23 protein-coding genes and 1 other RNA gene are annotated in these 24247 nt (G+C 72.4%); 10 read left to right on the top strand and 14 right to left on the bottom strand.

Annotation, left to right across the window (positions count from 1 at the left end; translation table 11 throughout):
- Positions 1-137 precede the first annotated feature (137 nt).
- Positions 138-1622 carry an RNB domain-containing ribonuclease gene (locus ACH4FH_RS28380; RefSeq protein ID WP_398558763.1) on the top strand — a complete coding sequence of 495 codons (1485 nt, stop codon included), beginning with the start codon at positions 138-140 and terminating at the stop codon, positions 1620-1622.
- A gap of 85 nt (positions 1623-1707) precedes the next feature.
- On the opposite strand, the gene ACH4FH_RS28375 is transcribed toward ACH4FH_RS28380, so the two are convergent.
- Both ACH4FH_RS28375 and ACH4FH_RS28370 read right to left on the bottom strand, forming a co-directional pair.
- A complete protein-coding gene (locus tag ACH4FH_RS28375) occupies positions 1708-2415 on the bottom strand; it encodes a hypothetical protein (RefSeq protein ID WP_398558762.1) in 708 nt (235 codons plus the stop codon).
- A complete protein-coding gene (locus ACH4FH_RS28370; protein ID WP_398558761.1) occupies positions 2412-3341 on the bottom strand; it encodes a MerR family transcriptional regulator in 930 nt (309 codons plus the stop codon). The genes ACH4FH_RS28375 and ACH4FH_RS28370 overlap by 4 nt, the downstream gene beginning before the upstream one ends.
- A gap of 129 nt (positions 3342-3470) precedes the next feature.
- On the opposite strand from ACH4FH_RS28370, the gene rnpB reads away from it, so the two are divergent.
- Positions 3471-3882, top strand: an RNA gene (rnpB, locus tag ACH4FH_RS28365) — RNase P RNA component class A.
- A 172-nt stretch (positions 3883-4054) separates the two neighbouring features.
- Here rnpB and ACH4FH_RS28360 read toward each other — a convergent pair.
- Positions 4055-4342 carry a peptidoglycan-binding protein gene (locus ACH4FH_RS28360; protein ID WP_398558760.1) on the bottom strand — a complete coding sequence of 96 codons (288 nt, stop codon included), beginning with the start codon at positions 4340-4342 and terminating at the stop codon, positions 4055-4057.
- A gap of 268 nt (positions 4343-4610) precedes the next feature.
- On the opposite strand from ACH4FH_RS28360, the gene ACH4FH_RS28355 reads away from it, so the two are divergent.
- The gene (locus ACH4FH_RS28355; RefSeq protein ID WP_398558759.1) at positions 4611-5270 is read left to right on the top strand and encodes a class I SAM-dependent DNA methyltransferase; all 660 of its coding nucleotides are present in this window, start codon (positions 4611-4613) and stop codon (positions 5268-5270) included.
- Between the two features lie 55 nt (positions 5271-5325).
- On the opposite strand, the gene ACH4FH_RS28350 is transcribed toward ACH4FH_RS28355, so the two are convergent.
- From ACH4FH_RS28350 to ACH4FH_RS28340, 3 genes are all read right to left on the bottom strand, one after another.
- Positions 5326-6321, bottom strand: a complete 996-nt coding sequence (locus ACH4FH_RS28350) for a trypsin-like serine peptidase (protein WP_398558804.1) — start codon at positions 6319-6321, stop codon at positions 5326-5328.
- 657 nt (positions 6322-6978) lie between these two features.
- The gene (locus ACH4FH_RS28345) at positions 6979-7902 is read right to left on the bottom strand and encodes a PhzF family phenazine biosynthesis protein (RefSeq protein WP_398558758.1); all 924 of its coding nucleotides are present in this window, start codon (positions 7900-7902) and stop codon (positions 6979-6981) included.
- A 79-nt stretch (positions 7903-7981) separates the two neighbouring features.
- On the bottom strand, positions 7982-8911 hold the full coding sequence (locus ACH4FH_RS28340; RefSeq protein ID WP_398558757.1) for an SDR family oxidoreductase: 930 nt from the start codon (positions 8909-8911) through the stop codon (positions 7982-7984).
- Positions 8912-9174: 263 nt separating this feature from the next.
- On the opposite strand from ACH4FH_RS28340, the gene ACH4FH_RS28335 reads away from it, so the two are divergent.
- From ACH4FH_RS28335 to ACH4FH_RS28320, 4 genes are all read left to right on the top strand, one after another.
- Positions 9175-10806 carry an alkaline phosphatase D family protein gene (locus ACH4FH_RS28335; RefSeq protein ID WP_398558756.1) on the top strand — a complete coding sequence of 544 codons (1632 nt, stop codon included), beginning with the start codon at positions 9175-9177 and terminating at the stop codon, positions 10804-10806.
- A 224-nt stretch (positions 10807-11030) separates the two neighbouring features.
- A complete protein-coding gene (locus tag ACH4FH_RS28330; RefSeq protein ID WP_398558755.1) occupies positions 11031-12353 on the top strand; it encodes a multidrug effflux MFS transporter in 1323 nt (440 codons plus the stop codon).
- Positions 12354-12409: 56 nt separating this feature from the next.
- Positions 12410-13486, top strand: a complete 1077-nt coding sequence (locus ACH4FH_RS28325) for a serine hydrolase domain-containing protein (protein WP_398558754.1) — start codon at positions 12410-12412, stop codon at positions 13484-13486.
- An 86-nt stretch (positions 13487-13572) separates the two neighbouring features.
- Positions 13573-14559 (top strand): small ribosomal subunit Rsm22 family protein, encoded by a 987-nt coding sequence (locus ACH4FH_RS28320; RefSeq protein ID WP_398558753.1) that lies wholly within the window; start codon positions 13573-13575, stop codon positions 14557-14559.
- Positions 14560-14568: 9 nt separating this feature from the next.
- On the opposite strand, the gene ACH4FH_RS28315 is transcribed toward ACH4FH_RS28320, so the two are convergent.
- The gene (locus ACH4FH_RS28315; protein WP_398558752.1) at positions 14569-14772 is read right to left on the bottom strand and encodes a DUF6243 family protein; all 204 of its coding nucleotides are present in this window, start codon (positions 14770-14772) and stop codon (positions 14569-14571) included.
- Positions 14773-14958: 186 nt separating this feature from the next.
- Between ACH4FH_RS28315 and ACH4FH_RS28310 the strand changes: the two genes are divergently transcribed.
- Together ACH4FH_RS28310 and ACH4FH_RS28305 are read left to right on the top strand one after the other, a co-directional pair.
- Positions 14959-15555: a TetR/AcrR family transcriptional regulator gene (locus ACH4FH_RS28310; RefSeq protein ID WP_398558751.1), complete on the top strand. Its 597-nt coding sequence runs from the start codon at positions 14959-14961 to the stop codon at positions 15553-15555.
- Between the two features lie 143 nt (positions 15556-15698).
- A complete protein-coding gene (locus ACH4FH_RS28305) occupies positions 15699-16442 on the top strand; it encodes a bifunctional DNA primase/polymerase (protein WP_398558750.1) in 744 nt (247 codons plus the stop codon).
- A gap of 154 nt (positions 16443-16596) precedes the next feature.
- Here ACH4FH_RS28305 and ACH4FH_RS28300 read toward each other — a convergent pair whose 3' ends face one another.
- From ACH4FH_RS28300 to ACH4FH_RS28280, 5 genes are all read right to left on the bottom strand, one after another.
- Complete coding sequence (locus ACH4FH_RS28300) at positions 16597-17457, bottom strand: hypothetical protein (RefSeq protein ID WP_398558749.1); 861 nt, start codon at positions 17455-17457, stop codon at positions 16597-16599.
- A complete protein-coding gene (efeU, locus tag ACH4FH_RS28295; RefSeq protein ID WP_398558748.1) occupies positions 17444-18436 on the bottom strand; it encodes an iron uptake transporter permease EfeU in 993 nt (330 codons plus the stop codon). The genes ACH4FH_RS28300 and efeU overlap by 14 nt, the downstream gene beginning before the upstream one ends.
- A gap of 48 nt (positions 18437-18484) precedes the next feature.
- On the bottom strand, positions 18485-19843 hold the full coding sequence (gene efeB / locus ACH4FH_RS28290; RefSeq protein ID WP_398558747.1) for an iron uptake transporter deferrochelatase/peroxidase subunit: 1359 nt from the start codon (positions 19841-19843) through the stop codon (positions 18485-18487).
- Positions 19844-19867: 24 nt separating this feature from the next.
- Positions 19868-21010, bottom strand: coding sequence for an iron uptake system protein EfeO (gene efeO / locus ACH4FH_RS28285; protein WP_398558746.1), 1143 nt, complete (start codon positions 21008-21010; stop codon positions 19868-19870).
- 208 nt (positions 21011-21218) lie between these two features.
- On the bottom strand, positions 21219-21764 hold the full coding sequence (locus ACH4FH_RS28280; protein ID WP_398558745.1) for a GNAT family N-acetyltransferase: 546 nt from the start codon (positions 21762-21764) through the stop codon (positions 21219-21221).
- A 76-nt stretch (positions 21765-21840) separates the two neighbouring features.
- Here ACH4FH_RS28280 and ACH4FH_RS28275 point away from each other — a divergent pair, with 76 nt between their 5' ends.
- Positions 21841-22506, top strand: coding sequence for a PhzF family phenazine biosynthesis protein (locus ACH4FH_RS28275; RefSeq protein ID WP_398558744.1), 666 nt, complete (start codon positions 21841-21843; stop codon positions 22504-22506).
- 36 nt (positions 22507-22542) lie between these two features.
- Here ACH4FH_RS28275 and ACH4FH_RS28270 read toward each other — a convergent pair whose 3' ends face one another.
- Positions 22543-23214, bottom strand: coding sequence for a heme oxygenase (biliverdin-producing) (locus ACH4FH_RS28270; RefSeq protein ID WP_398558743.1), 672 nt, complete (start codon positions 23212-23214; stop codon positions 22543-22545).
- Positions 23215-23347: 133 nt separating this feature from the next.
- Positions 23348-24205: a type I methionyl aminopeptidase gene (gene map, locus ACH4FH_RS28265; RefSeq protein WP_398558742.1), complete on the bottom strand. Its 858-nt coding sequence runs from the start codon at positions 24203-24205 to the stop codon at positions 23348-23350.
- Positions 24206-24247 lie beyond the last annotated feature (42 nt).

Below are 24247 nucleotides of genomic sequence, written 5' to 3'. Positions count from 1 at the left end.
GGGGGTGCGGCCCCGGGAAAGCGTATGGCCTGCGGCGGGGGAGCCGGGAACCCGCTCACCGGCCCGCCCCGCGACGCGCACCGCCCACCGGCCCGCATGCCGCGCCGGGAGGCTCCGCCCGCCATACGCTCGGTTTCATGCCCCGTCGCCATATGCACGTGACCGAGGCCGCCGAGGCCCCGCTGCGCCAAGCGCTGCGCGAGCTGCGCGCGGAGAGGGAGATCCCGGACCATTTCACGGCCACCGCGCAGGCCGAGGCGGACAGCGCCGCCCTCGCCCCGCGCATCCCCACCGCCTGCGGCAACGTGGTGACCGAGCACACCCTCGCCGACGCCACCGATCTCCCCCTCTTCACCATCGACCCGCCCGGCTCCCTCGACCTCGACCAGGCCATGTTCCTGTCCCGGCGGGCCGGCGGCGGCTTCCGCGTGCACTACGCCATCGCCGACGCCGCCTCCTTCGTGACGCCGGGCGGCGCCCTGGACGCCGAGGCGCACCACCGCGTGACGACGCTGTACTTCCCCGACGAACGGGTCCCGCTGCACCCGCCCGTGCTGAGCGAGGGCGCCGCCAGCCTGCTGCCGGACAAGGACCGCCCCGCCGTCCTGTGGCAGCTCGACCTCGACCCGCAGGGCGCGCTGACCGCGGCCTCCGTGCGGCGCGCCCTGGTGCGCTCCCGCGCCAAGCTCGACTACGTGGGCGTCCAGCGGGTCATCGACGACGGCACGGCCGAGGAGCCGCTCGCCCTGCTGCGCGAGATCGGCCTCCTCCGGGAGGAACAGGAAGTCCAGCGGGGCGCGATCTCCCTCCATGTCCCCGAGCAGGAGATCGTCGAGCAGGGCGGCCGCTACCGCCTCGCCTACCGCGCGCCGCTGCCCGCCGAGGGCTGGAACGCCCAGATCTCCCTGCTCACCGGCATGGCCGCCGCCGACTTGATGCTCACCGCCGGCATCGGCATCCTGCGCACGCTGCCCACCGCCCCCGACGGCTCGGTCGCCCGGCTGCGCCGCACCGCCCGCGCCCTCGGCGTCGACTGGCCCCACCACACGTCCTACGCCGCGCTCGTACGCACCCTCGACCCGCGCAGCCCCCATCACGCGGCGTTCCTCCAGGAATGCACCACCCTGCTGCGCGGCGCCGGCTACACCACCTTCGACGGCACCGTGCCGGACGCCTCGCACGCCCAGCACGCCGCCGTCGCCGCCCCGTACGCCCACGCCACGGCGCCCCTGCGGCGGCTCGTCGACCGCTACACCTCCGAGCTGTGCCTGGCGGCCTCCGCCGGTGTCGCACCGCCCGACTGGGTCCGCCGCGAACTGGACGCCCTGCCCGGCACGATGGAGGCCGGCACCCGGCGCGCCAACGAGATCGAGCGCGCCTGCGTCGATCTCGTCGAGGCGGCCCTGCTGCGCGACCGCATCGGCGAGACCTTCGACGCGGTGGTCGTCGACATCGAGGAGCAGAACCCCACCCAGGGCACCGTCCACCTCGTCGCCCCGGCGGTCATCGGCCGGGTCGAGGCCACCAAGGACACCGCCTCCCTGCCCCTGGGTGAACCCCTTCGGGTCCGTCTCACCGACGCCGAACCGGGCACCGCCCCGGTGCGCTTCGAGCCTGCGTGAGTGTCGGGGGCGGACGCGGGCCTGCTGAGGCAGGTCAACCCGGGTGCGCCTGGCGGGTAGGGAGACCGCCGCCCCCTCGGTGACGTCACCGCCCGGCACCCTCCACGGCCTCCCGGTCCTCGGCTCCCGCGGCCGCCCCACTGGACTCCGACGCGGTCGCGGCTGCCGCCGCCGCCACCGCCGCCACCGCCGCCCGCACGGCCGCCACCGCACCCCGCGCGTCGTCCGCGTGGAACCGCACCGTACGCACCTCCGTCCGTCGCCCCAACAGCCGCACCGCCATGACCGGTTCCCGCAAGGCGAGCGTCACCGAGGTCTGCCCGGCCACCGCCAGCTCCAGCAGACCGTCCCGCCCCGCACCCTTCTGCTGCTTCCCCGCCTTGGTGAACCGCAGGTCGTAGCGGACCGAGGCGATCCGCTCCAGCGGAATGTCCACCTCCATCCGCGCTCCGTCGCGCAGCCGCAACGAATCCGCTCCCAGGACGTGCGGCCGGGTGACGGCCGCGGCCTGGAGCCCCAGCATCGTCAGCACCGTGTAGACATTGATGACCAGCATCACCAGGTGCGCCACCGGATGGTCGACCAGCAACACCACGAGCGCGGCGGTCTCCACCGCGCAGACGAACGTCAGCCCGTAGACGATCGCGGCCTGCGCCGCCCCGTACCCGAACGGCCGGTCGCCCGCCCCCACCCCGATCCGCCGCCGCGCCACCCACCACCCCAGGCTGACCAGCCACCGCCCCTCGTGCCCGGCCACCCGCCGCACCCGCTCCCACACGGTCACGCCGCTCACCGCTCCCCCTCGCGCCCCAAGCCCCGCCCCAGCTCCCGCCCTGCGTTCTGTTCCCGCTCCGCGCTGCGCTCCCGCTCTGCGTTCTGTTCCCGCTCCACGAGCAGCCGGATCGCGCGCCGCACCGCTTCCGCCTGCGCGGGGGCGAGATCGGCGAACACCGCTTCGGCGAACCCGGCGCCGTCACCGCCGTCGCCCGCCCCGCCCGCGTCGCTCCCGGCATCCGCCCCGCGCCCGACCGGCCACCCGGCCGCCAGGACGTTTCTCGCCACCACCCGCTGCGGCAGACAGTCCGCCAGCGCCACGGCCGCCTCCGCCACCTCCGGATCGCCGGGCTCCGCCGCCGCCAGCCCGTCGAACAGCCCGTAGACCTCGTACGCCCGCTCCATCCCGCCCGGAGCGGTGAACGTCTCCCGCAACGCCGACAGCACCTCCGGTTGCTCGGCGGCGCCGCCGGCGGTCTCCAGCAAGGCCAGAATCTCCCGGTCCTTCGCGGCCATCACCGGCTCGGGCCCGGGCATCGCCGCCGAGGCCCGCGCCATCTCCGCGAACAGCTCGGCGAGTTGCTCCGACACCGGCCCCTCGTCCGGCAGCCCGCCGTGTTCCTCCGCCCGTCGCAACAGCGCCGCGAGCCGGGTACGGCGGGCCCGGATCGCCTCCTCCTGCCGCGCCAGATCCGCGTCCAGCTCGACGAGCACGTCCCGCAGCTCCCGCCCGGCGTCGTCGGCCAGCACATCCCTGACCTCTTCGAGCGCCAGCCCCAGCTCCGTCAGCCGCCGCACCCGAGCCAGCGCCACCGCGTCGCGCAGCCCGTAGTCGCGATAGCCGTTCGCCCGCCTGACCGGCTCAGGCAACAAGCCCACCTGGTGGTAATGCCGCACCGCACGCGTGCTGACGCCGGCCAGCGCGGCGAGTTCTCCGATCCTCATGCCGTCAGTAGAAACGTTGTCGTCGCGACAAGGTCAAGCCTCCGCGGGGCCCGTCGCGGGGGAGGCCCCGGGGGGAGCCGCCGGTCCGTGCCGTCCCTTCCCTACGGGTAGCATGGTCGGCACGGCGGACGAGCCGGCCGGGCGGCCGCGTGAGGATCGAGAGATCCTCCCGAGGAACGTCCGGGCTCCACACGGCAGGGTGGTGGGTAACGCCCACCCGGGGTGACCCGCGGGACAGTGCCACAGAAAGCAAACCGCCGGGACCGCGAGGTCCCGGTAAGGGTGAAACGGTGGTGTAAGAGACCACCAGCCTCCGAGGTGACTCGGAGGGCTAGGTAAACCCCACCCGGAGCAAGGTCAAGAGGGGCTGCCATCCCGGCTGGGATGACGGCCCTGCGCGGACGATCGAGGGCTGCCCGCCCGAGTCCGCGGGTAGACCGCACGAGGCTGTCGGCAACGGCAGCCCTAGATGGATGGCCGCCTCCCCTCGGCCCGCAAGGACCGGAGGAGACAGAACCCGGCGTACAGGCCGACTCGTCCGCCGCCCAGCTCTCTGAGCTGGGCTCTCCCTCTTCTCCGGACCCTCACATGTGGGCCTGGGGGGAATCCGGGGAGCGCGGGGGATGCCAGGGAACTCAACGCCGAGAGGCGGGCGGATACCGGCGCCGGCATGTGGGGGATCAGCACGCCGATGGGTGGTCCCCCCCCGTGACTCAGTTCGCGTAGGGAACCCGGAGCTTGGCCCAGGACGTTGCTCCTGGCCAGCCGTCCGCGTCCGCGCCCCGGTACCCGAGCTTTTGCTGCCACTTGGCGTAGGAGTCGCGGTGGTATGTCGTCCAGTAATTTCCACTGAGGGCGTGGGCCGAGGGAGGGCCGGCCGGACCGAATTCGGTGCATCCCTCTTCGCCCAGGCGCGTTGCCATCATGCTGATGATCGGGCTGTTCGGCTCACTCTTGAACCACTCGGGCCCTGGGAAGGGGACGAAGCCAGATGTGTTCATACTTGTAAGTTAATTGCGTCCACCCTTGCCCGCATGTTCGCGCACTTGCGGTTCGGTGAGTTCATGCAACTGGCAGATGCCTGAGGATCGCTGTCGCCGCATCCTGCTCGATCCTGCCTCGAACCTGCTCGTCTTGTGTGGCGCCAATGAGCCTGATGGTGCGCTGTGACCGGCGGTGCTGCTGGGACGGCCCACGGCTTTGTGGTGGCGGTGGCGGGCCCGGTGAACGCACCCCGTCGCCGGTGGGTGCCGGGTAACGTGCCCGACCGTGACCGAACCTGACTTCCTCCGGACCACTCGGACCTTCTACGACGCCGTGGCCGTCGATTACGACGAGCATTTCCGTGACGTGCTGACGGCCCACCCCCTCCACATGATGGCGCTGCGCGGGTTCGCCGAGCTGGTGCGGGCGGGCGGTGACGGGCCGGTCGCCGACGTGGGGTGCGGGCCCGGACGGGTGACGGCGTATCTGGACTCGCTGGGGCTGTCCGTGTCCGGGGTCGATCTGTCGCCGCAGATGGTGGCGCTCGCTCGGCGGGCGCATCCGGGGCTGCGGTTCGACGTGGCGGCGATGACGGATTTGGACCTGCCGGACGGTGCGCTCGCCGGTGTCGTGGCCTGGTACTCCATCATCCACACGCCGCAGGAGCTGCTGCCGGAGGTGTTCGCAGAGTTCCACCGGGTGCTGGCGCCCGGCGGCATGCTGCTGGTGGCCTTCCAGGTCGGCGACGAACCGCTGCATCTGGCGGAGCCGTTCGGCCGCCCGGTGTCGCTCGACTTCCACCGGCGGCAGCCGGACCGTATCGCCGAACTGCTGGTACGGGCCGGGCTGGAGGTCCGGGTCCGGATGCTGCGCGAACCGGAGGAAGGGACGGGGGAGTCGACCCCGCAGGCGTGTCTGATGGCCCGTAAGCCCGTAAGTCCGTAGGTCGTGAGCCGCCGGGCCGGGACCCGGAGCGGGCCCGGTCCGGCGGCCGTGGGGGTCAGGACGCCTGGGCCTCGTTGTAGAGGTTCTTGGCGTCGTCGCCGAAGTACGGGCCGAACATGGTGTCCGGCAGGAACTGGTAGCCGAAGCTGTTCACCGAGGATTGCAGGCCGGTGCCGGTGGACTCGTCGAACGAGGTGAACCAGGGGCCGCCGCTGGAGCCGCCGGTCATGTTGCACGACAGGCCGTGGTCGTTGGAGAGCAGCGGGTCCTTGAAGGTGTTGCCGCTGCAGTAGATGAGTTTGCTGCCGTCGTACGGTGCGGCCGCGGGGTAACCGAAGGCGTACATCTGCTTGTTGTAGCCGGGGTTGAAGGCGAGCCCCTGGCCGCCGACGACGTCGGTGAGCTTCTTGCCGTCGAGCGGTGCGACGACCGCCGCGCCCACGTCGTAGTTGATGTCCTCGCTCGCCGTCCACTGGGGGGTGGAGAGCGTCTTGGTGGCCGCCCACTTGCCGTACGGGGCCTCGCCGTCGTGGTAGCCGGGCACGAAGACCCAGTCGGTGTGCCAGGCGCCCTCCAGCTTCACGCAGTGCCCCGCGGTGATCACCGTGCTCTTGTTGGTGCTGGTCACGGCGTCGCCGGAGCAGGAGGCCGAGCGGCCCTGATAGGTGAAGAACACCCGGCCGGTGGTCTTGACGACCGCGCCGCCGCCGGTCCACGGCCCACCCGCCTGCGGGAGGACGCCGGGCAGCAGGGAGGCGGCGGACGGCACCTTCGGCACCTTCGGGAGCTGGGGGAGCTGGGGGAGCGTGGGCAGGACCTTGCGGGGGGTGCCGCGGGGGACCTGTGCGTCCGAACGGAGAGTCTCCGTACGGGACTTGGAAGCATCCGAGGTGAGATCGAGAGGCGTGGCGGAGCGCATCCGGTCCGCGGTCCAGAAGGCGGAGAGGGAGGACTGCGCGGTGGGGGAGCGGTCAGCGGCCCCGTCCGGGGTGGCGGCGCCTGCCGAGCCGGCGGGGAGGGTGACCGCGAGCAGCGCGCCGGCTGCCGCCAGGACTCCGAGGGCGGCCCGCGACCGGCGCGGCCGGGAGGTGTGGGGTTGCGGTGTGCGGGCGTCGGTCCGGGTGCTGCTGACAGCTATGTGGCCACGAACGGTTCGTCTCACGCGTAACTCCTTCTGCGGGGGCCGCGCGGCAGGGCGTGCGGCCGACGGGACGGGGCCGCGTGGGGCGGCCCGGCAGATGAGCGAACGGTGCGGTGGAAGGTGCGGCGCGGGTGGAGGGTGCGAGGTGCGGCGCGGGTGGGCTTCGTGGTGGTGCGGGTCGGTGGCGCACGGAAGAGGTGTGCGAGAAGAAGGGTGCCACCGGAAGCGAGGAGTGGGCAGGGGGCGGGGTGTGACTTTGCCGTGCAGGGTTGGAGTGCGGCCGTCGGGTGAACGGTCCGTCGCGCGGGGGCGGGCGGGCGCCTCCGCCCTGTGAGCAGCGCGGTGACGGAGCGCCCTAAGAGCGTTACGGGGAGCGGGAGTTGGGTCGACCGTCGTGAGATCGGCTCAATTTTGTCGGTGGGGGCTGGGCGACGGGACGTGCGCCCGGCCCCCGGCCCCCGGTTCGGGCCGCGACGGCCCGTCCGGTTCCCGACGGCAAGGCCCCGCCCCCACCGCCGGTTCAGCCCCGGCCGGCCGTCCGCCTCTCGACGGCTCCCGACGGCCGGTTCAGCCCTCCGCGCCCGTGGTGCCCGCGCCTCCCGCGATGTTCGTGGCGGTGCCGCCGACGTGGGAACGGGGGTCGCCGTCGCGGAGTTCGACGGTCAGCAGGCCAGGACGGCCGAGGTCGTGGCCCTGGTGGAGGGTGAGGGTGACGGGGGCGGCGACCAGGCCCAGGGTGCGGGCGTAGGCACCGAAGGCGGCTGCCGCGGCACCGGTCGCCGGGTCCTCGACGACGCCGCCGATCGGGAAGGGGTCGCGGACGTGGAAGACGGTGGGGGACTCCCGCCAGACCAGTTGAAGGGTCGTCAGGTCCAGTCGGCGCATCAGGGCGGCCAGCCGCTCGAAGTCGTAGTCGAGCTTCGCCAGCCGCTCGCGGGTGGCGGCGGCAAGCACGAGATGGTGGTTGCCCGCGTAGGCGATACGGGGCGGCAGCGCCGGGTCGAGGTCGGCGGCGGCCCAGCCGAGGGCGGCCAGCGCCTCGGCCAGGTCGGCCGGCTCGGCGGCGGTGATGCGCGGCTCGACGCTGCTCAAGGTGGCGTGCAGGGCGTCGCCCCGCCGGGTGACGGTGACCGGGACAGGGCCCGCCTGGGTGGCGAAGAGCAGGTCGCCGGGGCCGATCCGCTCGGCGAGCGCGATGGCGGTGGCGACCGTCGCGTGCCCGCAGAAGGCGACCTCGGCCAGCGGGCTGAAGAAGCGGATGGTGAACGCCCGGCCCGGTTCGCCCGTGCCCGCGGGTGGTGGGGTGAGGAACGCCGTCTCGGAGTAGCCCAGTTCGGCGGCGATGGCCAGCTGCTCGGCGTCCGTCAGGCCCGCCGCGTCCAGGACGACGCCGGCCGGGTTGCCACCCTGCGGGTCGTCCGAGAAGGCGGTGTAGCGCAGCACTTCGGGGGTGGTGCGGGGAGCTGCCGGTGCGGGGGCGTCGTGTGTCATGGCGAGGGAACCCGGCCGTGGTGCCCGGTTATTCCCGGGCGAGCCCGGCCGGGCAGCGCACGCGCACCGGCGGCCCGGTTCACCCCCGCCCGATGTACGGCATGTTGGTCGCCATCACCGTCGCGAACTGCACGTTCGCCTCCAGTGGCAGTGCGGCCATGTGGACGACCGTGCGGGCGACGTCGGCCGCGTCCATCACCGGTTCGACCGCCGTGCTGCCGTCGGCCTGCAGGATGCCGGTCTGCATCCGGCCGGTCATCTCGGTCGCCGCGTTGCCGATGTCGATCTGGCCGCAGGCGATCCGGTACGGCCGGCCGTCCAGGGAGAGCGACTTGGTCAGGCCGGTCATCGCGTGCTTGGTGGCGGTGTACGCGACGGAATTCGGCCGTGGCACATGGGCGGAGATCGAACCGTTGTTGATGATCCGGCCGCCCTGGGGGTCCTGCTCCTTCATCGCGCGGAACGCGGCCTGCGCGCACAGGAAGGATCCGGTGAGGTTGACGTCGACGACCGACCGCCAGTCGTCGTGGGTCAGCTCCTCCAGGGGCACGGCCCGGCCGAAGGTGCCCGCGTTGTTGAAGAGCAGGTCCAGCCGGCCGAAGCGGTCGCGGACGGCGGTGAACAGGGCGTCGACCTCGTTGGGACGCGTGACGTCGGTCGGTACCGGCACGACCGCGGGGCTGTCGGCGTCGCGGTGGCCCAGCTGCCGGGCCGTCTCCTCCAGGGCCGCCGCACGCCGGCCGGCCAGCACCACCGTCCAGTCGGCGGCGGCCAGCGCCTGGGCGACCGCCCGGCCGATACCGGAGCCCGCGCCGGTGACCACGGCCACCTTCCGCGGCCCCGCCGCCCCGTCCTGCCGCGCTTCCCGTGCCGCGGGCGCGGTGTCCGCTTCCCGCCCGCTCGGTACGCCGGGTGCCGAAGGGGCGGTCCGGGCCGCCGGCGTCGTCCCCGCTACCTGTCCTGCGCGTGCCGTCGGCGTTGCCCGTGCCACCCGAGTGTTCTGTGCCATGGCGGCAGCGTAAGGGGAGCGGTCACGACGGCGGCGTAGGGGGCGTACGGCCTGCACGGCGGGCCGTGCCGCGCCGGGCTCGGCCTCCGGGGGCAGCGCCACCCGGCCGCGAAGGTGCCGCGAACGTGCCGCGATTGTCCGGCAGCGCCCGTTGCGGGGCCAGTCCTCATCCAGCGGCCATGCATGAGTCGTACACGGGACAGCGTCGCGCCGTCCTCCGCCCGTCCAATCACCGGTGACAACCACCGTCAGGGGAGGGGCAGATGACCCAGCACGCCGCGCACGATCAGGAGATCCGGGCCGCCGCCGCGCACGTCGGCCGCCGTCGCTTTCTCACCGTCACCGGAGCCGCCGCCGCGCTCGCTTTCGCGACCAATCTGCCGGGTGGCGGTGCCGCGTATGCCGCGGAGGCCGACGCGCGGAAGATCAAGGACAACCCCTTCACCCTCGGTGTCGCCTCCGGTGACCCGCTGCCCGGCTCCGTGGTGCTGTGGACCCGGCTCGCCCCGCGCCCCTACGAGCCGGGCAACGGCATGCCGGACGCCAGGGTCCCGGTCCGCTGGGAAGTCGCCTATGACGAGCACTTCACGAGGCTCGCGGGCCAGGGCCGCGCCGACGCCCACCCGGAGTTCAACCACTCCGTGCACATCGAGCCCACCGGCCTGGCGCCCGACCGCGTCTACTACTACCGCTTCCGCGCCGGGGACTGGATAAGCCCCGTCGGCCGCACCCGCACCGCGCCCGCCCGCAGCGCCCGCATCAACGACCTCAAGCTCGGTGCGGTCTCCTGCCAGGCCTACCACGACGGCTACTTCACGGCCTACCGGCACCTCGCCCAGGAAGACCTCGACGTCGTCTTCCACCTCGGCGACTACCTGTACGAGTACCCGGTGACGGCGGCGGGCGGCGCCCGCGCCTACACCGACCGGACCCTGCCCTCGCTGTTCAACCGCGAGACGGTCACCCTGGAGGACTACCGGCTGCGCTACGCCCTGTACAAGTCCGACCCGGACCTGCAGGCCGCGCACGCCGCGCACCCCTTCATCGTGACGTGGGACGACCACGAGGTGGAGAACAACTACGCCTCCGACATCAGCGAGGGCAACCTCCCGCCCGCCGAGTTCCTCGTCCGCCGGGCCGCCGCCTACCGCGCGTACTGGGAGAACCAGCCGCTGCGCCGCCCGCAGCGGCCGCAGGGCTCCGACGCCCGCCTCTACCGCCGCGTCCAGTACGGACAGCTGGCGCAGTTCGACATCCTCGACACCCGCCAGTACCGCTCGGACCAGGCGTACGGCGACGGCTGGCACGCGCCGGGTCCCGAGTCCGCGGACCCCCGCCGCACCCTGACCGGCGCCGCCCAGGAGCGCTGGCTGATCGACGGCTGGCGCGAGTCCACCGCGCGGTGGAACGTACTGCCGCAGCAGGTCACCTTCTCCGAGCGGCGGGACGCCACCGGCGACGCCTACCAGGTCAGCATGGACGCCTGGGACGGCTACCCGGCCTCTCGCGAGCGGGTCCTGGCGGGCGCGGAGTCGGCGGGCGTGGACAACCTCGTCGTGCTCACCGGCGATGTGCACGTCCACTACGCCCTCGACATCAAGCGGGACGTCAAGGACCCGGGGTCGCGCACCGCGGGCGTGGAGTTCGTCACGACCTCCGTCGCCAGCGGCAAGAACGGCGCCGACAAGCCCGCCAACTGGGACACCTTCATGGCGGCCAACCCGCACATGAAGTTCTACAACGGCCGGCGCGGCTACGTGACCGTCACCCTGGACCAGGACACCGCCCGCGGCGACTACCGGACGGTGTCCGCCGTCACCACGCAGGGGGCGCCGATCACCACCGCGGCGTCCTTCGTCTCGGAGGCCGGGGACCCGGGGTTGAAGCCGGCCTGACCCCGGGCGGGGCGCCCCCGGGCCGCCCGGCGCGCGGGCCGCACTCACCCGATCGGCGGAGTACGCGGAGGCTCGCATTCCGCCGGTTCCCAGGGCTCCGGACCCGAGGGTCGGGGCCTGGACCTACGCCCCGGCCTAGGTCCAACGGCCCAGGCGCAACCGGCCTTGCGGCAGGTCCGTGCATGACACCATGGTGCGGCCATCAACAAACCATGGAGACGCTCATGACGGAGCCCGGCCCCAGCACGGCCGAGACCAAGGATCTTCCCCCGATAGCCGAGCGGGGCGCGGCAGCAGCACCGGCCGCGTCCCGCCGCACCAGCCTCCTCGTCACCCTTGTCCTCGGCGGCCTCACGGCGGTCCCGCCGCTCTCCATGGACATGTACCTCCCGGCCCTGCCGGAGGTCACCGCCTCCCTGCACAGCCCGGCCGCCACCGTCCAGCTGACGCTCACCACCTGCCTGGCGGGCATGGCCCTCGGCCAGATGATCGTCGGCCCGATGAGCGACAAGTGGGGGCGCCGCCGCCCGCTGCTCGCCGGCATGGTGATCTACATCCTGGCCACCGCCCTGTGCGCGGTCGCCACCAACGCCGAACTCCTCATCGCCTTCCGCCTGTTGCAGGGCCTGGCAGGCGCGGCCGGCATCGTCATCGCACGGGCGGTGGTGCGTGACCTGTACGACGGTGTGGCGATGGCCCGGTTCTTCTCCACCCTGATGCTCATCTCCGGGGTCGCGCCGGTCGTCGCGCCGCTGATCGGCGGCCAGATCCTGCAGGTCACCGACTGGCGCGGCGTCTTCGTCGTACTGACCGTCGTCGGGGTCCTGCTGACCCTGCTGGTCTGGCGCAAGCTGGCGGAGACCCTGCCGCCCGAACGCCGGCACTCCGGCGGCCTCGGGCAGACCCTGCGCACCATGCGCGATCTGCTCGCCGACCGGGCCTTCTCCGGCTACCTCCTCGTCAGCGCCTTCGCCTTCGCCGCCCTCTTCGCCTACATCTCCGCCTCGCCGTTCGTCGTCCAGGAGATCTACGGCGCCTCCCCGCAGACCTTCAGCCTGCTCTTCGGCATCAACTCCGTCGGCCTGGTGCTGGTCGGCCAGATCAACGGCAAGGTGCTGGTGGGCCGGGTCAGCCTCGACATGGTGCTCGGCACCGGCCTGGCGCTGATCGCGGTCGCCGCGACGGGCCTGCTGCTGATGTCCTCCGGGGTGTTCGGCGCCGTCGGCCTGGTGCCGATGGCGGCCGGTCTCTTCGTCCTGATGGCGTCCATGGGCCTGGTCATGCCCAGCACCAACACCCAGGCGCTGCTGCGCACCCCGCACGCGGCCGGCTCCGCCTCCGCGCTGCTGGGCACCTCGACCTTCCTCCTCGGCTCGGTGGCGTCCCCGCTGGTGGGCATCGCGGGGGAGCGGACCGCCGTGCCGATGGCCGTCGTACAGCTTTCCTGCGCCGTATTGGCGCTCGTGAGCTTCCTGGGGATGTGCCGCCCGTGGCAGCGTAGGGGGGAGACCACCGGGAGCACCGCCGGCGAGGGGAACAGGCTCTGAACGCACCCAGGCTCCGATACGGCACTCCGGCCCGGGCCGGCCTCGACCCGACCTGGATGGAACGGCTGGTCCAGGGCGTGCGGGCGTTGCCCGGAGGGCGGCCCGCCTGGTGTGCGGGAGCCGTCGTCCTCGCCGGGCGCGGCCCGGTCGTCGCCGCCGAGGACGCCGCCGGCTGGGCGCTGCGCTACCGCGCCTACGACCCGGAGCGGCAGCGGGGCGTGGACCTGCCGCGGGACCGCTGGGAGCCGATGCGGGTCGGCACCGTCTTCGACCTCGCCTCCCTCAGCAAGCTCTTCACGGCCGTCGCCGCGCTCCAGCAGGTCGAGCGCGGCTTCCTGGCCCTCGACGACGAGGTCCGCGGCCACCTGCCCGCCTTCGCCCCCGGGATCACCGTGCGGCAGCTGCTCGACCACACCTCGGGCCTCCGCCCGGAGCTGCCGTTCCACGACCATCAGGGGCGTGCCGCCCAGCTGGCGCTGCTGTGGCGGGAGGTGGCGGCCCCCGCCGGCGGTCCGGCCGGCCGGTACCTCTACTCCGATCTCAACCTCATCGCCCTCCAGCTGGTGCTGGAGCAGCTCACCGGGCGGCGCCTGGACATCCTCGTCCGGGAGGGCATCACCGCCCCGCTGGGCATGCTCAGCACCTCCTACGGGCCACTGGCGCCGCAGGGCGTGGCGGCGACGGAGGACCAGCGGCGTCCGTGGGCCAAGGCGGACCGCGGCATGGTGCGGGGTGAGGTCCATGACGAGAACGCCTGGGCGCTGGGCGGGGTCGCCGGGCACGCGGGTCTTTTCTCCACCGCCCAGGATCTGGCCGTGCTCTGCCGGACGCTGCTCAACGGCGGCGCGTACGGCACCGCCCGCATCCTGGGCCCGGACGCCGTCGCCGCCCTGCTCGACCCGCCAGGACTCGGCTTCGGCGTCGACCAGCCGTACTTCATGGGCGAGTTGGCGGGGCGCGGCGCGGCGGGCCACACCGGTTTCACCGGTACCAGCCTGGTCCTGGACCGGGCCACGGACACCTTCCTGGTGCTCCTCGCCAACACCGTCCACCCGTGCCGCCGCAACGGTGGCAGCGCGCCCCGCGCGGCCGCCGCGGACTGCCTGGCCCGCGCCGTCGCCCGCGCCGGCTGACCGCCCGGCACCACCCCTCCCGGCCGCCCCTGCCTCCTTGCCCGCCGCGCGGAAGGTGCGCGTCCCGGCCCCGTAGACTTTTCCGAATGCACGAGGAACTGCGGGCCGCACTGGCCGTCCTGCTCGACGGCCTGCCGCCCAAGCAGGCCGTGCAGGCCGTCGAGCGGCTGATCGCCAACTACCGGGGCCGTACGCCCACCGACGCGCCGGTGCTCCGGGACCGCGCCGATGTCGCCGCGTACGCCGCCTACCGGATGCCGGCGACCTTCGAGGCGGTACGGGCCGCGCTGGGCGCCTTCGCCGACCGGCTGCCGCAGTGGTCGCCGGCCACCCATGTGGACATCGGTGGCGGCACCGGAGCCGCCACCTGGGCCGCCGCGGCCACCTGGAAGGGCCACCGGAGCACCGTGCTGGACTGGGCGCAGCCCGCGCTCGACCTCGGCCGTGAGCTGGCGGACGGCGTGCTGCCGGACGTCCGGTGGCAGCGGCAGATCATCGACGAATCGCTGGCGGTCCCGGCGGACACGGACCTGGTGACCGTGTCCTACGTGCTGGGCGAGCTGCGGCCGGAGGCCCGCCGGGCCGTGGTGGCCGCCGCGGCCACCGCACGGACCGTCGTACTGATCGAACCGGGCACCCCCGAGGGCTATCGCCGCATCATCGCCGCCCGCGAGCAGCTCATCGAGGCCGGCCTGCGGATCGTCGCGCCCTGCCCGCACAGCGACACCTGCCCGATCATCTCCGGTGCGGGGAACCCCCCGCCGGCAGGAGCCGCCGGAGACTGGTGCCACTTCGCCGCCCGGGTCAGCCGCTCCTCCCTCCACCGCCAGGTCAAGGGCGGCTCCCTCCCGTACGAGGACGAGAAGTACAGCTACGTCGCCGCCACCGCCCTCGACGCCTCACCGGCCCACTCCCGCATCGTCCGCAAGCCCCAACTCCGCAAGGGACAGGTGCTGTTGGACCTGTGCACCGCGGAGGAGGGGCTGCAGCGCGCCACGGTCACCAAGCGCCACGGCGACCTCTACCGGGCGGCTCGCGACGCCTCCTGGGGTGACGACTGGCCGCGTTCTTGACCTCGGTCCTCACGAGTCGCCGTCGGTAGACCGCCCGGACCGTTCCGTCCGCGCTTCCTGGAGCTTGCGCAGCAGTTCGCGGCGCTGTGCCTGCGGATCGGGCCGGCCGCCGCCGTGCGGGCCGCCGCCCGCGCCGCCGCGCAGCGCGCCGCGGGAGAGCTTGTTGCGGGTGCCGCCGACGCCGAGCATGCCGCCCGCTTTTCCCTTGCTCATGAGGTGGTCCTTTCGTCAGGGCCGGTCCCACGGTCCCGTTGGTGACCGGCTTCACCGTCGGCTCCGGCCGGCCGTGACGGACGGGGAGCTGAGCGAGACGCATCGTCTCGCTTCCCGTTCAGAGTGAGCGAGACGGTGCGTCTTGTCAAGACGATACGTCTCGCCTCACTTGGCTAGACTTCACCCATGGCCAACAAGACACCCCCCGATGCCTCGCGCCGCAGCGAGCGCTCCCGTCGCGCGATCTTCGACGCCGCCCTCGCGCTCGTCGGCGAGGTCGGCTACGACAAGCTCACGATCGAAGGCATCGCCTCCCGGGCCGGGGTCGGCAAGCAGACGATCTACCGCTGGTGGCCCTCGAAGGCCGCCGTCCTGCTGGACGCCTTCACCGTCGACGTGGACGGCTACGAGGAGGGCATGCCGAACACCGGCGACCTGGCGACGGACCTGAAGGCCGTACTACGGGCCACGGCGGACGAGTTCAACAACCCGGCGTTCCAGGCCCCCTACCGCGCCCTCGCGGCGGCCGGCGCCAACGACGAGGAGCTGTCCCGCACCTTCGTCTCCCGGCTGCTTGAGCCCGGCATCGGTGTCTACGTCGACCGGATCCGTGCGGCCCAGGAGGCGGGCGAGGTGGCCGCCGACATCGATCCCCGGATCGCCGCGGAGATGGTCCTGAGTCCCTTCTCACAGCGGTGGCTGATGCGGACCGGTGAACTGACCCACGAGTTCGTCGACACCCTGGTGGACCTGGCGCTGCGCGGTCTGCGGGCGCGTCCCTGAAAGTTCCGGCCGGCCCGGTGAAGATGGGGGTGAATGCCCCCATTCGTCGGTTCTCCGTTCACCCCGGATCCGCACACCGGTCACCCGAGGCGCAGGATGGTGGCAGCATTGATCCCAGACCACCGCTCGAAGTGAGGGGATAGATGGAACGCAAGAGCAGGTTCTCCCAGTGGCTGCGCCGGCCGAAGAGCGGATCGGACGGCGGCGATACGGACACGGGATCGACGGCCGCGCGCGGCCGTGAGGACCTGCTGCTGGCGGCGGCCGACGCGGGTCTCCCCATCGCCCCGGCGGCGCACCCCTCCGGCTACGGCTGTTCCTGTGAACGCATCGGGTGTCCCACCCCCGGCCGGCACCCGATCTCCTTCGGCTGGCAGACCGTCGCCACCACCGACCGCGACAAGGTCGCCGCCTGGCTGCGCACCCTCCCGCACGCCAACTTCATCACCGCCACCGGCATCATCCACGACGTGCTCGACGTCCCCGTCGAAGCGGGCCGCAGCGCGCTGGGCCGGCTGGACGCGGCCGGCATCGACGTCGGACCGATCACCCTCAGCGGCAGCGGAACCCGCGACGGCCGGATGCTGTTCTTCACCGCCACCCGCGGCACCCCGGACGACGAGGACGAGTGGTGGCCCTGCGAACTGGACTGCCACCCCGAGACCCTGGACGAACACCCCGGTCTGCGCTGGCACTGCCGCGGCAGCTACGTGCTGCTGCCGCCCTCCCGCCTGCCCGGTGACCAGCCGGCGGTGAGCTGGCTGCGCGGCCCCGAACTGCCGCTGCCCGACCCGCTGACGCTGCTGGAGTCGCTCACCGACGCCTGCGCCGAGTTCCTCGACCGCGTGCCCCACCACGAGTCGGCGGCCTGGCCGATCGGCCGCTGAACGGCCCCCTGGACCTACGGGCCTCGCCGGCCTTGCCGGGGCCGTACGGCAACTCCCCAGGGACCCCGCGGAAGACGCCGAAGGGGCCGCCGGACACCCGGCGACCCCATGACACGGCGGACCGCCTACCGGCGGCGACCGTCCGCCACGCCCGTCACAGCGCCTTCGCCGATGTCTTCGCCTCGATGCGGTTCAGCACGACGACCTTGCCTCCGGCGTCCTTGGCCGGCACCTCGACCGCCTGGCCCGACACGGTGGTGAAGGTCATCTTGTTGGTGTTCTTCGCGGAGCCCTGCACGATCCCCTGAAGGCTCGGCGGCACCTTGATCGTCAGACCCTCGGAGACCGTCTTCTGCTGGTGGTAGAGGGTCGAGAAGAACACCAGCGCCCCGCCGTCCTTCAGCCGCAGGGCCGCCGGCGGGAAGGCCGCGGGCCGGTCCTCCCACTGGATCCGGGCGCCCAGCTGGTCGGCGTCCCTGGCGCGGGTCGCGCGCCAGCCGTCGGTGTTCCGGCCGGGCGCGAACAGGTCGCCCTTGCCGGTGTTGAGGTAGTCGGCGTACCGCCGGCTCAGCTTGCCCGGGGCCACCGTCAGACCGGACGCGGCATCGGCCGGCACCGCCTCGGCGAAGCCGTCCTTGTCCGTCTTGAACTGCGGTGCCGCGTTGCCGGCGAACGTCGCCAGATACACCGCACGCCACTTCGCGTCGATGCCGTCCCGGCTGAACACCAGGTACCAGCGGCTGTTCTTGCGGTTGCTGACGGCGTCCGCGACGAAGTACTTCGGCCAGCCCGCCTGCTTGGGCACCGTGAAGTGCGCGTCCTTGAACGTCAGCGGGGTGAAGTTCGGGTTGCCCTGCGGCCGGACGCCCCGCGCGGCCTTGACGCCCGCCTGGTCGATGGCCAGCAGTGCCCCCGACTCGTACGAGGCGTTCACCGAGGGATCGAGCTTGCGGTTGGCCTTGTTGAAGCCGTCGGCGAACTGCTGGAGCGCCTTGGCGCCCTCAGCCTTCGTCACCGCCGGCAGCATCTCCCTTTCGCCGTGCACCGTCATGCACCCGCTCAGTATCACCAGCGCCGCGGCTGCCGACGTCAATGTTGCGGGCACCCGGAACGGCGACCTGCGTGTCATGGGGCTCGGGCTCCTTCGGGGCGACCGGGGCGGACGGGGAGGCCGCCGGGGTGGCACGATTCGGCGCAACCCTACCGGGGGCGAGGAAGAGGGCGAGCGTGGGGATCAGATACAGAGCCCACACCGTGACCTGAAGGACGGTCGGATCCGGCTGGAAATTGAAAATGCCCTTCAGGAGCGTGCCGTACCAGCTGTCGGCCGGGAACTGCTCGCTGATGTCGAACGCCCGCTGGTGCAGGCCCGGCAGGAACTCGGCCTCCTGGAGATCGTGGAAGCCGTACGCCAGCACGCCCGCCGCGACGACCACCAGCATCCCGCCGGTCCAGGTGAAGAACTTCGCCAGGTTGATCCGTACCGCACCGCGGTAGAACAGCCAGCCCAGCACGACGGCCGTCAGCAGGCCCAGCAGCGCGCCGATCAGCGGCCGCACGCCGTCCTGCGCGGACTGCGCGGCGGTCCACACGAACAGGGCCGTCTCCAGCCCCTCGCGGCCCACCGACAAGAACGCGGTGACCACCAGCGCCGTGGTGCCCACGGACAGCGCCGCGTCCAGCCTGCCGTGCAGTTCCTTCTTCAGATGCCGCGCGGTGCGCCGCATCCAGAAGACCATCCACGTCACCAGGCACACCGCGATGATCGACAGGGAGCCGCCGAGCGCCTCCTGCGCGGTGAACGTCAGCGTCTGCGAGCCGAATTGGAGCGCCGCGCCGAAGGCGAACGACAGCACCACGGCCAGCGAGATGCCGATCCAGACCGGCCGCAGCGCCTCGCGCCGGCCGGTCTTGACCAGATAGGCGATGAGGATGCACACGACGAGGCTGGCCTCCAGCCCCTCGCGCAGCCCGATCAGGTAGTTGCCGAACACGTCGGTCCCTTTCCTTCCTTCATGCGGTCGTCCACGGTGTCGACAACCTCAGGCGAACAGTGCCCGGCCCCACCAGTCGTCCGCGTTTCGGACGCCCGGCGGCATCGCGAAGACCGCTGAACCCACGTGCTGGATGTACTCGTTGAGCGCGTCGTTGCGCGCCAGATTGCGTTGCAGCGGCACGAAGCCGGCACGGACGTCGCGCTGGTAGGCGAGGAAGAACAGCCCCGCGTCCAGCCGTCCCAGACCGTCGGTGCCGTCGGTGAAGGAGTAGCCGCGCCGCAGGATGCGCGCCCCGCCGTTGGAGTCCGGGTGCGCGAGCCGCACATGCGCGGTCGGCAGCATCGACTTCAGATGCGGCTCGTCCCGCTCGTGCTTCTTGCCGACCGCCGCGCCCTCGCCCTTGTCCCGGCCGAAGATGTCCTCCTGCTCTTTGAGCGGAGTGCGGTCCCAGGTCTCGATGAGCATCCGGATCCGGCGGGCGACCAGGTACGAACCGCCGTTCATCCAGCCCGCGTCGCCCGCGTCGGGCGTCTCGCCCACCCATACGTGCTTGGCGAGGGCCGCGTCATCGGTGCCCGCGATGTTGCGGGTGCCGTCCTTGAAGCCGAACATGTTGCGCGGCGTGTGCGCGTCCGGCGTGGTCGAGGAGGTCTTGCCGAAGCCCAGCTGCGACCAGCGGATCGCGACCTTGCCGAAGCCGATCCGGGCCAGGTTGCGGATCGCGTGCACCGCGACCTGCGGGTCGTCGGCGCATGCCTGGACGCACAGATCACCGCCGCTGCGGGTCCGGTCGAGGTTGTCGCCGGGGAACTTCGGGAGCTCGATCAGCGCTTCGGGCCGCCGGGCCGAGAGGCCGAACCGGTCCTTGCCGTCCTTCTCGAAGAGGGAGGGGCCGACGCCGAACGTCAGGGTGAGCCGGGACGGCGGCAGGCCGAGCGCCTCACCGGTGTCGTCCGGCGGTGCCTCGGCGAGCCCGCCGACCGCGCCGTCCCCGACCGCGTCCCCCGCGGTCATCCGCGCCGCCGCCTTCGTCCACTCCTTGAGCAGCGCGATCAGCTCGTCACGGTCGTCGGTGGTGACATCGAACGCGGCGAAGTGCAGCCGGTCCTGGACGGCGGTGGCGATCCCGGCCTGGTGCGCGCCGTGGAAGGGCACCGCGGCGCCCGCGGTCGCGTCCGCCGCGGCCGGCTGGGCGTCGCTGCCGGTGCGCAGCGCCGCGGCCGTGCCGCCGGCCGCGACCGCGCCGAGCGCCAGCCCCGCGCCGCCCCAGCCCAGCAGCGAGCGCCGGGACGGCGTGCGGCCGCCCGGAGCGCCGGTCGGGTCGTCCTTCGTGCCGGTGTCGGTGCCGGTTGTGCCCGTCGCCGGGACGTCGCCCGTCTCCGGCTGCTGACCGTCGGTCGTCATCGTGACTCCCTGCTTCGCGATGGACTACTTGGCGGTCGCCACGGCGGCGGCCAGCTTCGACAGCGGCTCGGCCAGCGCGCTGACGCCGTCGGACAGTTCCTTCTTCTCGCCCTTGTCGACGGTGTCGTACGAGACGAAGCCGTCACCCTCGCGGTAGGCGTCCAACTGCTTGTCGATCGCCGCGAACTGCTTGTCCAGCTCCTTGGCCAGCGCCGCGTCGTTCTTCGCCGCGACCGGCTTGAGCAGCTCGTACGCCTTGCGCGCGCCGTCCACGTTGGCCTGGAAGTCGACCAGGTCGGTGTGGCTGTAGCGCTCCTCCTCACCGGTCACCTTGCCGGTGTAGACCTCGTCGAGCAGCTCCTTGGCGCCGTTGGCCATGCTGGTCGGGGTGATCTCGGCCTTGCCGACCCGCTTCTGCCAGTCCTTGAGGTCGCTGATCAGCCGGTCGGCGAGCTCGGAGTCGGCGTCGGAGAGCTTCTTGGTCTCCCACAGCGACTTCTCCAGCTTGTGCCAGCCGGTCCACTTCTGGCCGTCCTCCAGGCCGTCCTCGCGGACGTCGACCTTGGGGTCGATGTCGCCGAAGGACTCGGCGACCGGCTCGGTGCGCTCCCAGCCGATGCGGGAGACGGCGTACGCCTTCTTCGCGGCGTCGATGTCGCCCGCCTTCACGGCGTCCGCGAACTCCTTCGCCTTGGGCAGCGTCTCGTCGGCCTGCTCCTGGACGTACTTGCGGTACGTGGCGACCGCGGCGTCCAGCCGGGGGTCGCGCTTGACGGTCTCGCCCTTGCCGCTGGCCGTGACCTTCTGGCGGATGCCGTCGCCCTTCATGCCGGGCTTGCAGGCGATCTGGTAGGAACCGGCCTTGATCTCGGCGGTGATCTCCGCCCGGGTGCCGGGGCCGATGTTCTCCCGCTCGGTGACGATCCGGTCGCCGGGGGCGTAGACGTAGACCTCGGTGACCTTGGAGCCCTTGTTCTGCACCGCGAACCGGACGTGACCGGCGGGGAACTCCTTCGCGGAGACCTCGCAGCCGGTGTCGGTCGCCGTCACCTCGATCACGCCCTTGCCGCCGGCCTTGGCGTCGCTCTTCTCGGCGCAGCCGGCGACGGCGGTGAGGGTCGTGGCCACGGCGATGGCGGCAACGGCGGAGGAGCGGAGGGCTCGCATGAAGGGGCTCCAGGCGTGTCTGTCGGTGCGGGAACGGGGGACTGCCCACTAAGGCGGCCCTAACTTATCCGAGGCTTACCTGAATACTTCCCCTCGTGTCCAGTGATTCGGCTCTCATGAGCTACGACTCGGTCACGGTCCGACACGCGTCCCGCCAAGGGACCTTCAAGGGCTGGTCAAGGTAAGGGGCGGTCCGTGCGCGGGGCCCTTAGAGGGCTTTGGCGAGTACGACGCTCCGGTAGTTGGTGACCGACCGGTCATAGGTCCCCGCCGGCCGGTACCCCCTGCGCTCGTACCAGGCGATCAGTTCGGTGGCCAGGGAGGAGGTGTCGAAGACGACGCGGGACGCGCCGAGCGCGGCGATCCGGCGCTCGGCATGCGCGAGCAGGCGGTCGCCCAGCCCCGTGCCGCGGCGGTCCGGCTCCACGGCAAGCTGCCACAGCGAGCCGTGTCCGTGGGGCACCGGGTAGCCGGGCGGGGAGTGGTGGTTGCCGGTGAGGGTGACGGTGCCGACGATGCGGCCGTCCTCGACGGCCACCCAGGACTCGCCGCGGTCCAGCCGGTAGCGGGTGTCGCGGTCGCTCTGGTACGAGGCGAAGAAGACGCGTCCCGCGGCCGCGTGGTCGGCGTAGGCGCGGTGCAGCAGCGCGGTGATCTCCGGCACCGAGTCGTCCGCCGTCAGTCGCCGCAGGGTCGGTGCCGCCCCCGCGTCATGCCGGCCGGCCCGGGCGTCTCGGCCGTCGCAGGAGTCCATAACCCCCGATGATCGCAACCGCCGACGGGTGCCCGCACCCGGATTCCCTTGCCGTGCCGTGCTGTTGGATGGGTGGATGATCGAATTCGACGTGTTGCACGTGTTCTGTGGGCCCGGCGGGACGGGCGGTAACGCGCTGGGAGTGGTGCGCGACGGCTCGGCCGTCCCCGACCGTGCGGCGCGCGCCGCGCTGGCCGCCGAACTCGGCTTCAGCGAAACCGTGTTCCTGGACGACGCGGCGCGCGGCACGGTCGACATCCACACGCCGAGCGTCCGGCTTTCCTTCGCCGGCCACCCGCTCGTCGGGCTGGCCTGGCTGCTGCGCGGCCTTGGCCGACCGCCTCGCACGCTGCGTCCCCCGGCCGGCGAGGTCGCGGTGACCTTCGACGAGGAGCTGACCTGGGTGCGCGGCCGTGCGGAGTGGGTGCCCGACCGCAGGACCGAGCGGTACGCGTCGGTGGCCGAGGTCGACGCGCTGCCGGCGCCGCCGCCGGGGGAGGGCTGGCTCTACGCCTGGGCCTGGCAGGACGAGGCGGCGGGAGTGGTGCGCGCGCGGGCGTTCCCGCGCCGTGGCGACGGCATCGTCGAGGACGAGGCCACCGGCGCGGCCGCGCTGCTGCTGACACATGAGCTGGGACGCGCGCTGGACGTGCGCCAGGGCGCCGGATCGCAGATCCTCACCCGCCCGTACCCGGACGGCACGATCGACGTCGGTGGGCGGGTGCGCGTCGATACGCCGTAGCGCGCCGGCGCGGGCACCCGCCCGTGCCCGCGTCCGTCAGGCGCTCAGCGGGAACTCCTCGCCCAGCTCCCGGAAGACCGCGCTGTTCAGCGCGAAGGCCCGCTTGCACTCGTCGACCACGCGCTGCTTCTCCAGGTCGTCGACGGGCAGGGCGTCCAGCAGCTCGCGGTAGTGGCGCTTGAAGGCGGCCGGGTTGGCGATGTCCTCGAAGACGTAGAACCGCACGCCGTCGCCCTTGCGCGCGAAGCCCCAGGTCTTCTCGGCCGTGCCGCGGATGATCTGGCCGCCGGAGAGGTCGCCGAGGTAGCGGGTGTAGTGGTGCGCGACATAGCCCGCGGGCCAGTCGCGGGCGCAGTGCGAGACCCGCTCCGCATACGCGGCGGTGGCCTGCAGCGGCTCCAGGCCCGCGCGCCAGGACGGCCCGCCCAGGTGGGCGAGGTCGCGCTCCAGCTGGGCGGTGCGGGCCAGCTCCGGGTGGATGAAGGGGCCGGCGACGGGGTCGTCGGTGAGCGCCTCGGAGGCGTCCTCCAGGGCGCGGTAGACGAACCACAGCTGTTCGGTGTAGCGGCGGTAGGCGTGAACGCCGAGTTTGCCGCCGAGGAGGTCGCTCATGAAGGAGGAGTTCTCGGCCTCGGTGTGCTGCTCGTGCGAGGCGGTGCGGATGACCGTCGAGAACGGAGCGGGCGGGGTCGGGCTGAGGGCTTCCAAGGCGGACCTCCGGGAACCGAGGGGGGCGGACGGGAACGGATCGTCGCCGCTGGGACCCAGCCAACTACTTAGGCTTACCTAAGTCAACCCTGTTCCCGACGCCCTGTCGGTAAAAGCCTACCCCCGCGGGAGATCAGGGAAGCGTGAGAATCTCCGCCCCGGACTCCGTCACCACCAGGGTGTGCTCGAACTGCGCGGTGCGCTTGCGGTCCTTGGTCACGACCGTCCAGCCGTCGTCCCACATGTCGTAGTCGTAGGACCCCAGCGTCAGCATCGGCTCGATGGTGAAGGTCATGCCGGGCTGGATGTCGGTGGTGTGGTGCGGGCTGTCGTAGTGCGGAACGATCAGACCGGAGTGGAACGACGAGTTGATGCCGTGGCCGGTGAAGTCCCGGACCACCCCGTAGTCGAACCGCTTGGCGTAGGACTCGATGACCCGGCCGATGATGTTGATCTGCCGGCCCGGCTTGACGGCCTTGATCGCGCGGTGGAGTGCCTCGCGGGTGCGCTCGACCAGCAGCTTGGACTCCTCGTCCACGTTGCCGCACAGGTAGGTGGCGTTGTTGTCGCCGTGCACACCGTTGATGTAGGCGGTGACGTCCAGGTTCACGATGTCGCCGTCCTGGAGGACCGTCGAGTCCGGGATGCCGTGGCAGATGACCTCGTTGAGCGAGGAGCACAGGGACTTGGGGAAGCCGCGGTAGCCGAGCGTCGAGGGGTAGGCGCCGTGATCGCACATGAACTCATGGGCCACCCGGTCCAGTTCATCGGTGGTCACGCCCGGCTCGATGAGCTTGGCGGCCTCCTCCATCGCCTGCGCGGCGATCCGGCCGGCGATCCGCATCCGCTCGAGCGTCTCGGCGTCCTGCACCTCGGGCCCCTTATAAGGGGTCGGCGCGGCCTTCCCGACGTACTCGGGGCGCGGGATCGAGGAGGGCACGGGGCGGGTGGGGGAGATGGTCCCCGGGACAAGAAGCGACTGGCCAGACATGACAACGAGTGTATCCGCGGGGCTTCGGGCAGGATGGCGGCA

The organism is Streptomyces sp. NPDC017993 (assembly GCF_044328065.1).
Taxonomy (GTDB): domain Bacteria; phylum Actinomycetota; class Actinomycetes; order Streptomycetales; family Streptomycetaceae; genus Streptomyces.
Note: the sequence above shows the minus strand (reverse complement) of the source record. Positions and strands in the feature narration are given on the sequence as shown.